Genomic DNA, 14,029 nt, shown 5'->3' with positions numbered 1-14,029 from the left:
CTGTTTACCCATCTGCCCCCAGGGAATTATTACTACATATTCTCATCAAGCAACGGTGGCTAGCCTGCTCCCTTGGTTGGAATCGGGACAAATCGCTGCCTTGGAAATCCATACCCAGGTGGGCCATGGCGAGCAATTTCAACAGCTTTGGCAGAATTTGCAACCGGTTTTGCCCCAACTCCAGGCGATCGCCATTAGTTGTCCGTACCATGGCCAGGCGGTGCAGTATTTGCAGAGTATTGCAAATTGGCTGGGGCAATTAACGATCCCCTTGATTTGGCAAACCGATGGACGCCCCATGAGCGGGGACATTGGCCGGGGCACTACCCATCTGTGCCTTCAGTATGCTGATCAGGTTTTAAAATCTGATTTGCCGGGGTTTGTGCAGTTGGCCGGTGGCACCAATGGCCACACCATCACCAAGCTAAATGATGATAGTCTTTGGGTTCATGGGAAAAAATCCATAGTTAACGGCGTTGCCTTTGGTGGTGGGGCCCGCGTCCTCATTGCCCCGGTATTACAGGAGGCGGAGGCTAGGCAAAAGGATCCCCTTGCCCCCATTCACTTGGAAGATTATCCTGATTTACTCCAGCGGGCGATCGCCTTGGCCCAGTCTTTGGTGCAACCCTGGAAAACAAGGCCAACCATGGTGGACTAAAAATTTCCTTGACAGTATTGACAATTATTTTCATTAATCTGTATAGTGATTCCACAGTGTTCTCTTCTCAAGGATTCAGTAGGGGGTGGCTCGGCGATCGGGTGCTCCCTGTTTTTTTGGCGGCAAAACCTTAAACTGATTAGTTGGATTGCTCCGTTGTTGCATCCTCAACCGTTTGCCCTAACCTAACTCGACCAAGAAACTATGACTGTTTCCCCTTCCTACGACGCAATAGTAATTGGCTCTGGCATTGGGGGATTGGTCACCGCCACCCAGTTGGCCTCCAAGGGTTTACAAGTGTTGGTGTTGGAACGTTACCTCATTCCCGGCGGCAGTGCGGGCTACTTTGAGCGGGAAGGTTACCGCTTCGATGTGGGGGCCTCGATGATTTTTGGCTTTGGCGATCGGGGCACCACCAATTTGCTCACTAGGGCTTTAGCTGCCGTTGGGCAAGCACTGGAAACCCTCCCCGACCCAGTGCAAATCCATTACCATCTGCCGGGGGGACTAGACCTCAAAGTTCATCGGGAGTACGAAGCTTTTTTACAGGAGTTAATTGCCAAATTTCCCCAGGAAGCCCAGGGTATCCGCAATTTCTATGATGAATGTTGGCAGGTATTTAACTGCCTCAATGCCATGGAATTACTTTCCCTGGAGGAACCCCGTTACCTGATGCGGGTATTTTTTCAGCATCCAGGGGCCTGCTTGGGTCTAGTGAAATATTTACCCAAAAATGTGGGAGACATTGCCCGCCGCCACATCCAAGACCCGGATTTGCTGAAATTTATCGATATGGAATGTTACTGCTGGTCGGTGGTACCGGCGGATTTAACCCCCATGATCAATGCTGGCATGGTCTTTTCCGATCGCCATTATGGGGGCATTAATTATCCCAAGGGGGGCGTGGGCAAAATTGCTGAAAGTCTAGTGACCGGACTGGAAAAATTCGGTGGCAAAATTCGCTACGGCGCTAGGGTAACCAAAATCATCCAAGAAAATAACCAGGCGATCGGGGTGGAACTGGCCAACGGCGAAAAAATTTATGGCCGCCGCATTGTCTCCAATGCCACCCGCTGGGACACGTTCGGGTCATTGATGGCAGAGCAGCCCCTACCTGGGAAGGAAAAACGGTGGCGCAAAAATTACCAACAGTCCCCCAGTTTCCTGAGTTTACATCTGGGAGTCGCAGCGGATTTATTACCCACCGGCACAGAATGCCACCACATTTTGTTGGAGAATTGGGACGATTTGGAAAAGGAACAAGGCACCATTTTTGTCTCCATTCCCACCCTGCTGGACCCCAGCTTGTCTCCGGACGGCTACCACATCATCCACAGCTTCACCCCCAGTTGGCTCGAACCCTGGCAAAATCTTTCCCCGCAGGAATATGCAGCCAAAAAAGAAGCTGATGCTGGTAAATTAATTGACCGCCTGGAAGCCATTTTTCCCGGCCTGGACCGAGCGCTGGATTATATGGAAATCGGCACTCCCCGCAGTCACCGCCGCTTTCTAGGCCGACAAAATGGCACCTACGGCCCCATTCCCCGCCGTCGCTTACCGGGTTTACTGCCCATGCCCTTTAACCGCACCGCCATACCGGGATTATATTGCGTCGGAGACAGCACCTTTCCGGGGCAAGGTTTAAACGCCGTTGCCTTTTCTGGTTTTGCCTGTGCCCATCGCCTAGCGGTGGATTTGGAGGCCAAGTAGTTGAGCAGAAAAACTGATGACGGGGCGATGGAAGAACCCAGACATTGTCTGGCACAATGGGGCCAAGCATTGAGCCGCAACGATCGCCAACTGCATGGGTAATAAACCAAAATCTTCCTTTAACGTCAACCAGGATGACATCCCGGAAGTAATTCGGGACAGTCCAGTGGAGCCGCCCCAGTCCCAAGCCTTGTCTCCCCCACCGCTGAAATTAATTGCGGCCGGTTTGGGGGTCATCATTCTGGCTTTACTAACGTTGTTGGCCCTGTGGCCCAGGCCCCAGCCCGCACCGGAAGTAGTGACGGAACCGAGCCCCACCCCCACGGCAACCCCCATTGATAATCTATTGGGGCACCTGCCCTATGAAGAAGCCCCCCTGGGAGACCTGAAAAATATCACCCCCGACGGCCGCTTAAAGTTACGCCAGGCCGCCGCTGATCAATTTTTGCGTATGCAGCGGGACGCGAAGGCCCAAGGTATTTCCCTGGTGCCCATTTCCGCCTTTCGCACTGTGACTGAGCAGGAACAACTTTTTTTTGCTATCAAACAACAGCGCAATCAGGAAGCCCGTCAGCGGGCCGAAGTCAGTGCGCCCCCCGGTTATAGCGAACATCACACTGGCTATGCGGTGGATATCGGTGATGGTAGTGCCCAAGCGACCCATTTAAGCGAAACCTTTGCCCAAACCAAAGCTTTTGATTGGTTACAAAATAATGCAGCCAAATACAGCTTTGAATTATCCTTTCCCCCGGACAATCCCCAGGGCATTGCCTACGAACCTTGGCATTGGCGTTACGTCGGCGATCGCCAAAGTTTAGAACTGTTCTACAAAGCGAGAAATTTGCCGCAAAAAACCCAGAACAATCCTTAAGCCCGGACAAAATCAAACATTCGTAGGCAGATGGGTAAATGCCTGGTTCTAGGCCGCCCTAGCGTGGGGATGGCATCGTTCAACAGATATGTTTTAACCCCTGCTCCAATCTGGCCATGGCAGTGCTGGCCGTGTCCCGCCGCAGAGCACCATAGGCAATGCGGAGATAGCAACCAGTTTCTATGCCAAAAGTGGAGCCAGGTAGCACCGCCACCTTAAACTCATCAATTAACCTTTTCACTAGCTCTAAATCCGCCAAGGGGCTATCAACCTCCAGCAAACAGTAAAAAGCTCCCTGGGGCACCACTAAACGACAGCGGTCAGACAATTGACCTAATACTGCCAGTAATTGTTGGCGGCAGGCGGCCATCTCCGGCAAAAATTGTGCTGAATAAGCCTTGCCCACCTGTAAACAAGCAAGGGCCGCATATTGGGAAACCACCACCGGGCAGATCAGATTGGTGTCCTGAATTTTTTTGACCGCTAGCAATAGCTCCTGGGGAATGACCATATAACCAACTCGCCAACCAGCCATGCCGTAGGCTTTGGAAAAGCTATAGAGGGAAATGGTATGGCTGCCACTACCCAGCATGGCCCCAGGGGAAAAAATCGGGGTTTGGTCGTAGGCAAAATAATCGTAGGCTTCGTCATGGATATGGTAAATGCCCCGCTCCCGGCAAAGTTGGTTCACCGCCCGCAAATCCGCCTCTGGATAAATAGCTCCGGTGGGATTATTGGGGGAAATGGTCACCACCGCCCTCGTCCGGGGGGCGATCGCCTGGGCAATGAGATCCGGTTGGAGTTGATACTGATCATTGGTGGGCACCAACACTGGCCGACATCCCGCAATTCTGACGGCCATTTCATGGTTGAAGTAGTACGGAGTATTGAGAATAATTTCATCTCCCACCTCCGTAATAGCCAGCACTGCATTTAAAAAGCCCATATTGGCCCCGGCCGTCACCACCACCGCCTGGGCCGAGGACACATGGATACCATTGTCCCGTTGTAACTTTTCCGTTAAAGCAGAAATTAAGCTTGGTATGCCCGCCACTGGCTGATACTGGTGCAAAGGAGCCTGCCCGAGACTTTCCCTTACTGCCACGGCCACCTCTTCCGGGGGAGGGTAAAAAGCCACCCCTTGGCCGAGGGAAATTGTGCCTGGGGAATCGGCAATCCACTGTCCCACCACCGGAATAACCGGCGACTGAACCAAATCCATACGGCTAAAGGCTGTTTCCATTACCATTGTGAATCTGAACCCATGAATTTAAAGTAACTCTCCAACTCTCCATTCCACCATCGGGAAACACCATGGCCGCCCAGATAGCCCTCATTGCCCACGACAACAAAAAAGACGCTCTGGTTAATTTTGTCCAACAACACAAATCCCTTTTCTCTCGCTATGACCTCATCGCCACTGGCCAAACGGGGGAATTGGTAAGCAACAAAACCGGCTTAGCCGTGGAAACCGTTTCCCATGGGGCCCTGGGGGGGGACACCCAAATTGCTACCAAAATTATCGATGGGACCATTGCTGCTGTCATTTTCCTCATTGATCCCCTCTATGCCCAACCCCACGAGCCAGATATCCGGCCCCTATTGCGACTTTGTGAAGTGTACAACGTTCCCCTGGCGATTAATTTAGCCACCGCCAAAGCAGTAATTAAACTATTAGGTAAAACTAAAACTGGCCATCTAATTTTTAATCCCGTGGCAGGGCAGGGCAATGTGGAACGGGAACTAGATTTAATTAAAGAGCATTTACAGTCGGAAATTAATCTCAAAATTATTTTTACTAGTGCCGATGTTAACGTTACCGACCAGGCCAGGGAAATTGTTAAAACAATCAAGTCTGCCAATGAGCACTCCAATGGAGAAGGGGACAGCTTTATCATTGCCTCTGGTGGTGATGGCACCGTATCCGGCGTAGCGGCCGCCCTGATCGACACCGGCATTCCTCTTGGTATTATTCCCCGGGGTACCGCCAACGCTTTTTCCGTGGCCCTGGGCATTCCTACCCAAATTGTCGGGGCCTGTGAAACCATCAACCGGGGCATTACCAAGGTCGTAGATACAGCACTGTGCAATGACATTCCCATGCTCTTGTTGGCGGGGGTCGGCTTTGAAGCGGAAATGGTGGAGAAAGCAGACCGGGAACTAAAAAATAATTTGGGGGTAATGGCCTACATTTTTGCGGGTATCCAACAGGCTAGGGAACAGGAATTGTTTGAAGCCCAGATCGAAATTGATTCGGAAACCACCACCATGGAAGCCAGCGCCATTACGATCGCTAATGCGGCCCCTCCCACTTCCGTCTTTGCCCAGGGAGCAGGGCAGGTATCTTTCACCGATGGATTGCTCGATATCACCGTGGCCAGTAGTCAAACAGCGTTGCAGGGTCTGCGGGTGGTAACCAACCTCTTCACCTCCGCCCTGTCAAAAAATCCCACCGACAATGAAAACGTGGTGCATCTCTATGGAGAAAGGATTAAAGTTACAACCAACCCCCCGCAAAAAATTGTCGTTGATGGTGAAATCATTGGTACTACTCCAGTGGAGGTGAAATGTCTGCCCAAAAGCTTAAACATCTTCGCCCCAGTGGAAAACAGTTGAGCTTGGTGGCGCTGATGCTCTCCCTGGGCATAGTCCAGTACCAAGTAGCCCTGGCATAATGAGCCATGGCTGGGGTCAAATCCGCCCAATCAACTTACCGCAATTGCTATGCCGGTTGTCCCGTCTAGGCCTGGATGCTGTCCGTTGTGATACTTCTTCAGCGATCCCCTGAACTCCCCTGGATGCGGTGGGCCTAGCTCGACTTTTTTGTTATTTATCAGTCAATCATTCTAATGACCTTAACCAGTGTGCCCGCCTCTGTTTCCCTTTTTCCTGAGCTTGAGCTTCCCCCCCTGCCCTACCAAAGACCCCTACTGATGATTGGCCACGGTACAAGGGACGAAGACGGTCGCCAAACGTTTTTAGATTTTGTCACCCAGTACCAAGCATTGGACTATTCCCGCCCGGTGATCCCCTGTTTTTTGGAGTTGACAGAGCCCAATATCCAGGCTGGAGTACAGCAATGTGTGGACCAGGGCTTTAGGGAAATTTCTGCCCTGCCCATTTTGCTCTTTGCGGCCCGCCATAACAAATTCGATGTGACCAATGAGCTAGACCGCAGCCGCGAAGCCCATCCCCAGATTAATTTTTCCTACGGTCGTCATTTTGGCATTACCCCAGCCATTCTTGATTTGTGGAAGGCCCGCTTAAGTCAGTTAGATAGTCCCGAGGCCAACCCCAAGGGTATTGACCGCCAAGATACGGTACTGTTGTTTGTGGGTCGGGGTTCCAGCGATCCCGATGCCAATGGTGATGTGTATAAAATGGCCCGCATGCTCTGGGAAGGCAGTGGTTACCAAACCGTGGAAACCTGTTTCATTGGCATTAGTCATCCCCGCTTGGAAGAGGGATTCCGTCGAGCTAGGTTATATCAGCCCAAGCGCATTATTGTTTTGCCCTACTTTTTGTTCATGGGGGCTTTGGTGAAGAAAATTTTCACCATCACGGAGGAGCAACGGGCCGCTTGCCCAGAGATTGAAGTTCAGTCCCTGGCGGAAATGGGCATTCAACCGGAGTTATTGGCGTTGGTGCGGGAACGGGAAATTGAAACCCAATTGGGGCAAGTAGCCATGAATTGTGAGGCCTGTAAGTTTCGCCTTGCTTTTAAAAGCCAAGGCCATAGCCATAGTCATGATCACAGCCATGGTCACGGACATCACCACCATGGTCACGACCACGGCCACAGCCATGGGGAATGGATCGATACTTACATTGAGCCCACAGCCTATCACGAAAAAATTTGGCAGGCTCCATAGGCAAGTCGGCCAACGGGGAAGGGAAAGAACCTTAATCCCTACTCAGTAACCAGACTCAATTAGGCGTCGTCACCGCCCATAATACGGGGGACTCGAAAAAAGTCTCCCTCCGGTTCTGGTGCGTTGTCCAGCAGGGCTTGTCGGGTGGTGGCCGCATTGTCTCCGTCCCAACTAATCTGGCGATCGCCCCGGACAATGTTGCTCAACTCGATGGCTCTGGTGGTGGGTTCCACTCCTTCGGTGGGCAGTTCACTCAATTGGTCAAAGTAGTCCAAAATACTGCTGAGCTGGGAAGCAAATTGGCTTTCTTCCTCTGGGGTGATGTCCAAACGGGCCAGGTGGGCGATTTTTTGAACTTGGCTTTGATCCAACATGGGTTAACTCTAATTCTTTAAGTTCGGTCTAAATGCGCTAATCTTGCCGGGAAAAACTAGCCATTCAAAGGAATTTTAAACACCCAATCTTGATATTTGGGTTCCCGATTTTCCGTCACCGCTGTCAATACGGAGCGTAACTTTTCCGTAATCGGGCGATCGCCACCGAGGGTGAAGTTTTCAATCCGTTTAACCGGGGTGATTTTTGCCGCAGTACCGCTCAAAAAGACTTCGTCGGCAATCATCAACTCCGATTTATCAATGGGACGCTGGCAGGTGGGGATACCTAAATCCGCCGCAATGGTGAGAATGCTGTCCCTGGTAATCCCTTCGAGGATGTCCTGCTCATTACCGGGGGTAATAATTTGCCCCTGGCGCACCATGAAAATATTCATGCCGGTGGCTTCACAGACCTTACCCTGGGAATTCATCAAAATGGCTTCATCAAAGCCCGATTCCACCGCTTCCGTTTTGGCTAAAGCAGAGGTAATGTAGGCAGCGCTAATTTTGCCCCGCAACGGGAAACTACGGTCCTCCTGGCGGTACCAGGAACTGATGCGGCAATTAACCCCATCGGCGGCCAGGTAATCCCCCATTTCCAAGCCGTAAACGAGGAAATCTTTCTCCAGATTGTGCAGGCGGGGGGCAATACCCAAACCGGAACTGTACACCAACGGGCGGATGTAAAAGGATTTATCGGGCTGATTTTTCTTGACGAAATCAACAATAACTTCCTTGATTTTTTCCGCACTGATGTCGTAGTGCAAAAACTTGGCACTCTTACTCAGGCGATCGCCGTGGCGGTCCAGGCGAAATAGTAGAATGGTGCCCGGATCTTCAGGGTCGGGAATGCCCCGTAAACCCCCAAAGGCCGCCGTCCCATAGTGGAGGGCATGGGTAGCAACGGATATTTTGGCATCCTCAAACGGGACAAACTTATCTTCAAAGTAGGCGATCGGCAAAAACTTGTGCATCAGAAAATCAAAAAAAAGACTTGTACTCCCTGGACTTAACCCCAGTCATCCAAAGGGGAATAATGTGCTACCCGTGTTTTCCAGGGCATTAGGATTCACCCAGCCAGCCCGCCAGATTTTGAAGTTGGCTGTCCGAGGGGTCGGCCATGGGCACCACTTCATAACGGTTTGCTTGGGGAGATGCCAGCACCACATCCACCGTCCGCAAAAGATCCTGATGAAACACCGTTAACTGAATCATATCATTGGCTTGGTAGTCTTTCAGCCGTAGGGAAAGCTGTTCGGCCCCAACCCGTACACCATCGATCGCCAGCAACAAATCCTGGGGGCTAATGCCAGCCATGGCGGCGGGGGAATGGGCGGCCACAAAGGTAATTTTTTCCTGGCCAGCCTCCGATTTAACTTTAATGCCCAAATAGGGGGGTAAATCTTCCTGCACCGGTTTAATACAGAGACCAAAGGGTTGCAGGTAATCGTTGAGGGAAAGTTCCGCCGTGGTGTGGAGATAGGTGTGGAAAAATTCGGTTAAGTCCGTGTCCGCTACTTTAGTAATCACTGCTTGCAATTGTGCTGGGGTAAAACCAATTTCTTCCCGGCCAAACACATACCACATGGTCTGTAAAACGTCATCAAAGGAACGTTGATTTTGGTGTCGTTCCCGAATGAGCAAATCCAGCATCAAAGTCACCAATTCCCCCTTCAAGTAATAGGACATTTGACTGTTATCGCCATTGGCATCCCGACGATAGAGTTTGATCCAGGCGTCAAAACTAGATTCGGCTAGGGGTTGCACCAAACGCCCTGGGGTAGTGAGGTAGCGAGTGATTTCTTTGCCCAAATTTTTTAAATAGGTCTGGCGATCGTACAGTCCGGCCCGGAGGGGAATGAGCAGGTCGTAGTAACTGGTGGTGCCTTCGGAAAACCAGAGGGAAGGGGTGTAATTTTCCTGGTCGTAATCAAATTGCTCCAGGGCCTGGGGACGAATGCGCTTGATGTTCCAAAGATGGAAAAATTCGTGGGCCACCAGTTGCAAAAATCGTTGGTATTTTTCCGGATCCCGAAAACCAAAGCGGTCATAGTTCAGCACACAGGAATCTTTATGCTCTAAACCGCCATAGCCCTGGTTGGATGTGTGGAGCAAAAACCAATAATGGTCGTAGGGCAATGTCCCAAATAAATCGGTTTCCGTGGCGATAATTTTCTGGGTATCTTTGACCAACTGCTCCCCATCTAAGTTGCTTTCGCCCCAAACTACAAAATGGTGCTCTTTACCCTGGACTTCAAAGGCGTAATCCTGATGGATACCCACTTCCACCGGGCTATCCGCCAACGTGTCAAAATTCTGGGCATGGAAGGTTTTTGCCCCCGTGGTTAAATCCGTTGCCTTACAGGGCAGGGCCGTGGCGATCGCCCAAGTCGGTTCGGGGGGAACAACGGTTAAGATTAGGGGGACATCGGTGTGTCCTGGCAGGTAGAAAAACAATGCCGCCCCGGTGAAGAAACCATGACTATAGTCCAAATGATTGGTTCTGACGGTTAATTCATCGGCATAAATGCGATAGGAAATGGCAATATTTTCTTCCTCCCCACAGGCAATGGCCCAATGGGCCTTACCCAATTTTTGGTGTTCCAAGTATTCACCACCGGTTAGACTCCGGGCTTGGAAGTCCTGCAAATGGCGCTCATATTCCCTTACCAGATAGGACCCCGGTGTCCAGACGGGAAATTTCAGTTCTAGTACAGAAGCAGTGAAACCTTGAATGTGGAAATCCACGGAAAAGTAGTGGGTCTGGGGAGTTGGCATCGCCACTTGGTAGTGCAGACGAAGGGAAGCTGGGATCATGGTGTCTGGGGAAGTTTGCCTTAGCAATTGTCTCTTTTTTGTACCGCATTTATGCCGTTGATGGCAGGGATCAATTCTGGTAATCCCATTTAAGATTGTGCGATAATGGCTAATACAAAAGCTTTTGCCAAAGTCGGCCCGGTAAGGTCGATGAAGTTTTCTTGCGTACTTTGGCGATCCACACCCCTTTCAGGGCAAGCTATAAGTATGCCCCCCCCCTCCATCCTGCTGTTGACCTGCCTCCCCCTTTGATTAAATGACAGCTCCCACTCCCTCCTCCCACTCAGTTCCAATTCAAGAATTCACCGCCTCCCGACAGGCCAGTTTCTTCGATGGGCTGAAGCAACCCCGTTTTAGCGGGCAACTAATCCTTTCCACTGCAACGGGGGAACAGTGGTCGTTCTATCTTTATCTAGGCCGCATTATGTATGCCACCGGAGGGCGTCATGCTGTCCGGCGTTGGCGTCGGCAAATTGCTTCTTACCTGCCTCAAATTGCTGCTAACTTAGCCTCTGTGCAAACAGATTTAGCTAGCATTGATCCCCAGGATTTACAAATTTGCTGGGAGTACCAACTGCTCTGCCACTGGGTAGCCCAACAGAAGGTCACGAGGGAACAGGCCGCCCGACTCATTCGAGCCACGGTAGTAGAAGTATTGTTCGACATTACCCAATCCATGGAGGTGGCCTGTGATCTGCGCCAGGATAATTTGCTTTCCACAAGGTTGGTGTTGATTGACGCAGACCAGATGATTGCCGAGTCCCAACAGTTATGGAGCAAATGGCAGGGGGCCAAGATTGCGGACCGCTCCCCCAATGCCGCCCCCATCATTCGTCAAGCGGAACAGTTGCAACAACGCACCACTCCCCAGGTGTACCAAACCCTCAAGCAATTGCTGGACGGGAATCAGTCCCTACGGGATTTGTCGGTGCGTATGAAGCGGGATGTGCTGAGTGTAACCACTTCCCTATTACCCTATCTGCAGTTGGGGTTGGTGGAGTTAATTAAAATTCCCGATTTGCCGCCGCCCATTGCTCCGCCAGTGAGGGGAGTGGTGGCCCAGCCCGATGTGCCCAGTGGCCCCCTGATCGCCTGTGTGGATGACAGTCCCCTGATTTGTCAGACCATGGAAAAAATCCTCACCACAGCCGGTTATCGGTTTGTGGGAGTTAATGATCCGCTGCGGGCGATCGCCATTCTTTTAGCCCGTAAACCGAATTTAATTTTCCTCGATTTGGTGATGCCCAATGCTAACGGCTACGAAATTTGTGGACAGTTGCGTAAATTATCCATTTTCAAAAGTACTCCCATTGTCATCCTTACCGGCAATGACGGCATTGTTGATCGGGTGCGGGCCAAAATGGTCGGCTCCACCGATTTTTTGAGTAAGCCCGTCAACCCCGACATGGTTCTGCAAACTATCAAAAAACACCTCCAAGAGCAGGCATCGGTGCCAGCGGAATAACTTGACCGGAGGCAGCTCTGAAAAATTGCGGAGTCTGTCTTAATTCTGAGCCAATACTTTTGTGGTTTGGTTTAGGATTTATAACTGTTTACTATTTATTGTTCACTTTTCGATTAATCAAGCACCGAGGCAACATTATGGGCAGCGCACTTATTATTGACGATTCCTCCACAGAACGTTCAATTATCAGTGATTTTTGTCAGAAGTTAGGCATTAACGTCACCACCGCCATCAGTGGCGAAGAAGCCTTGGAAAAATTGTCCCAGGCAGTGCCCGACGTCATTATTTTGGATATTGTGCTGCCGGGGCGCAGTGGTTTTGAAATTTGTCGAGAATTGAAAGACAAAGACCAAACTAAAAGTATTCCAGTCATCCTCTGTTCCACTAAGGCCACGGATATGGATAAATTTTGGGGTAAACGCCAAGGGGCGGATGCCTATATTACTAAACCCATTGATCAGGAGGAGTTCAACACAGTAATCAAACAATTTATCTAAACTTTCCCACGCGATGCTTTCCCGTTAATTTTCTCCGGCTAACCAATTAATTTTCTCAGCCGATGGGCAAATTATCTATTACTAAAGCTTGTTGATTTTTCCGGTCCCCCTGGGGCAATTTCTAGGAGCAACTGTTTTGCCAGCCAACACCTTTTCCTCCAACGCCATGCTGGGTGACATCCAAGTCCCCCGCCAGCAGTTTTTACAATTTGTACTTGAACCAGACACCAACTTGATTTTGCCTCTGTTCCAGTTAACGGAGATTCTGACGGTGCCCCTGGGGCAGATTACCCCCATCCCCCACATGCCTCCTTGGACTATGGGGGTCCATAATTGGCGGGGAGAAGTGCTCTGGGTGATTGATTTTGGCGCCTTTTTGGGGCTAACTCCTTGGCACCTCCAATCCGGTTCCCGCACCAACTATCGGGTTATTATTTTAAATGGAGGTGTACCCTTCGACCTTGATCCCAGCGGAGGCAGGCGATCGCCAGGTCAACGCAGTCAGATGTTGGGACTGGTGGTCACAGAGGTGAAGGACATTACCTGGTGTGAAACGGATCAAATCCAATCTCCCCCCGCCGCCAGCATTAGTTCTGACCTTGCACCCTATGTGCGGGGATTTTGGGTCAGCCCCCCAGGGGTGATGTATGTGGTATTGGATGCCCAGGCCATAGTAGGCCGCCTCATGGCCACCACCCAGATTGCTCCTAATTAACTTTTATTGATTTTTATTGAATTTTTTAAACGAGTCAATCGATCAATTTGCTAACTATTGGCTAAATTTTCTACACTTTTGACTGGAATTTTAGCTCAATCAGCAAGCTAACTAGGAATGAGACAATTACAGTTTTGTTTTTAGTGCTTGTATCTCTCTTCTTAGACTTTAAGGTGGCTCCTTCAGCCCAAGCTTAATTGCTTTGCTGGAGGTACTGATGTCGCCCCTTTTCTGCCCATTTTACCTAACTGGTAAATTCTAACCATGACCCAAACTCCTTCCTCCGATCGCCGCCCTGATGCTGTCCAACCCTTAGGCAGTGGTGAGCCCCTTGATGATGTCCTCTTTGCTGAGTTGACGGAAACCTCCGAAGCCCAGGATGAATTGCCAGTAAATAGCGGTGCTTTTACCGCCGTGGATGGAGAGGACGAAAAGAAGGCGGGGGATGCCCTGGATTGGTTCGTGGATGGCAAGGAAAATGGCATTAATGGTGATGATGCAGGCAATGGAACTGAGGCAGAGACGTTGGTTTCCCTAGAAAAGTTAGCTGAGGAACCGGGGGTAGATGGGGCCCAGTTCATGGCCCAGGCCTTGGTGGAAGAAAGCGCCGCTCTAGAAGGTGTTGCCACTAGCTCCAACCCAGTCATTGACACCGACGCCCTGGCGGCCCTGACCCAATCGGCAGCGGAGTTGACTCCACCATCGCCGATCAGTTTGCCCAAAGTGGAGTTACCCCCCATGCAACCGTTGGCTCCCCTCATGGCGATCGCCGACCCAGATAGTTTGAGCCCGACGTCTACCCCAACCCAGCCATCTGCCCAAGGTGGGGGACTTTCCCTCCGCAATAAGGCGGTGTTGATAGCTCTGTTAATTGGCCTGGTCCCTGCTGGGGTGATTGGGGGGCTAAATCTCAGCAGCGTGGACCGGCTCCAGGTTCCTCCCATGGAAGAACAGGTGAAGGAATCCACTACTAAACAAATCCGCGACCAGATTTTGATCGGGCTACTGGTGACTGCTGTGGGGGCAGCCTTCGTGGCCTATTGGATGGTG

General features: G+C 51.0%; 12 protein-coding genes and 1 pseudogene. 9 read left to right on the top strand and 4 right to left on the bottom strand.

Going from position 1 to position 14,029, the window contains the following annotated elements:
* The 3 genes from IQ219_RS08230 to IQ219_RS08220 form a co-directional block, all read left to right on the top strand.
* Positions 1-658 (top strand): LdpA C-terminal domain-containing domain (locus IQ219_RS08230; protein ID WP_304650690.1); only part of this gene is annotated, 658 nt, incomplete at its 5' end.
* Positions 659-862: 204 nt separating this feature from the next.
* The gene (gene crtH / locus IQ219_RS08225) at positions 863-2,368 is read left to right on the top strand and encodes a carotenoid isomerase (RefSeq protein WP_194072303.1); all 1,506 of its coding nucleotides are present in this window, start codon (positions 863-865) and stop codon (positions 2,366-2,368) included.
* Positions 2,369-2,462: 94 nt separating this feature from the next.
* Positions 2,463-3,239 (top strand): D-alanyl-D-alanine carboxypeptidase family protein, encoded by a 777-nt coding sequence (locus IQ219_RS08220; protein WP_194072302.1) that lies wholly within the window; start codon positions 2,463-2,465, stop codon positions 3,237-3,239.
* A gap of 79 nt (positions 3,240-3,318) precedes the next feature.
* On the opposite strand, the gene IQ219_RS08215 is transcribed toward IQ219_RS08220, so the two are convergent.
* The gene (locus tag IQ219_RS08215; protein WP_228016807.1) at positions 3,319-4,482 is read right to left on the bottom strand and encodes a pyridoxal phosphate-dependent aminotransferase; all 1,164 of its coding nucleotides are present in this window, start codon (positions 4,480-4,482) and stop codon (positions 3,319-3,321) included.
* 71 nt (positions 4,483-4,553) lie between these two features.
* On the opposite strand from IQ219_RS08215, the gene mgsA reads away from it, so the two are divergent.
* Both mgsA and IQ219_RS08205 read left to right on the top strand, forming a co-directional pair.
* Positions 4,554-5,855: a methylglyoxal synthase gene (mgsA, locus tag IQ219_RS08210; protein WP_190599558.1), complete on the top strand. Its 1,302-nt coding sequence runs from the start codon at positions 4,554-4,556 to the stop codon at positions 5,853-5,855.
* Positions 5,856-6,088: 233 nt separating this feature from the next.
* Complete coding sequence (locus IQ219_RS08205; RefSeq protein WP_194072300.1) at positions 6,089-7,111, top strand: sirohydrochlorin chelatase; 1,023 nt, start codon at positions 6,089-6,091, stop codon at positions 7,109-7,111.
* A 59-nt stretch (positions 7,112-7,170) separates the two neighbouring features.
* Here IQ219_RS08205 and gatC read toward each other — a convergent pair whose 3' ends face one another.
* The 3 genes from gatC to IQ219_RS08190 form a co-directional block, all read right to left on the bottom strand.
* The gene (gatC, locus tag IQ219_RS08200) at positions 7,171-7,485 is read right to left on the bottom strand and encodes an Asp-tRNA(Asn)/Glu-tRNA(Gln) amidotransferase subunit GatC (protein ID WP_190599556.1); all 315 of its coding nucleotides are present in this window, start codon (positions 7,483-7,485) and stop codon (positions 7,171-7,173) included.
* A gap of 56 nt (positions 7,486-7,541) precedes the next feature.
* Positions 7,542-8,459, bottom strand: coding sequence for a branched-chain amino acid transaminase (locus tag IQ219_RS08195; RefSeq protein ID WP_190599555.1), 918 nt, complete (start codon positions 8,457-8,459; stop codon positions 7,542-7,544).
* An 88-nt stretch (positions 8,460-8,547) separates the two neighbouring features.
* Positions 8,548-10,302: a M61 family metallopeptidase gene (locus tag IQ219_RS08190; RefSeq protein ID WP_194072299.1), complete on the bottom strand. Its 1,755-nt coding sequence runs from the start codon at positions 10,300-10,302 to the stop codon at positions 8,548-8,550.
* 256 nt (positions 10,303-10,558) lie between these two features.
* Here IQ219_RS08190 and IQ219_RS08185 point away from each other — a divergent pair, with 256 nt between their 5' ends.
* The 4 genes and pseudogenes from IQ219_RS08185 to IQ219_RS08170 form a co-directional block, all read left to right on the top strand.
* On the top strand, positions 10,559-11,767 hold the full coding sequence (locus tag IQ219_RS08185) for a response regulator (RefSeq protein ID WP_194072298.1): 1,209 nt from the start codon (positions 10,559-10,561) through the stop codon (positions 11,765-11,767).
* Between the two features lie 137 nt (positions 11,768-11,904).
* Entirely contained in the window at positions 11,905-12,264 is a 360-nt protein-coding gene (locus IQ219_RS08180) for a response regulator transcription factor (protein WP_190599552.1), read from the top strand.
* A 136-nt stretch (positions 12,265-12,400) separates the two neighbouring features.
* Entirely contained in the window at positions 12,401-12,979 is a 579-nt protein-coding gene (locus IQ219_RS08175; RefSeq protein WP_228016806.1) for a chemotaxis protein CheW, read from the top strand.
* Positions 12,980-13,243: 264 nt separating this feature from the next.
* Positions 13,244-14,029 (top strand): annotated as a pseudogene (locus IQ219_RS08170) (chemotaxis protein); the annotation flags it as partial.

The sequence above is a fragment of the Synechocystis sp. LEGE 06083 genome (genome assembly GCF_015207725.1).
Lineage (GTDB): Bacteria > Cyanobacteriota > Cyanobacteriia > Cyanobacteriales > Microcystaceae > Synechocystis > Synechocystis salina.
This window is presented reverse-complemented; position numbering and strand designations above follow the sequence as displayed.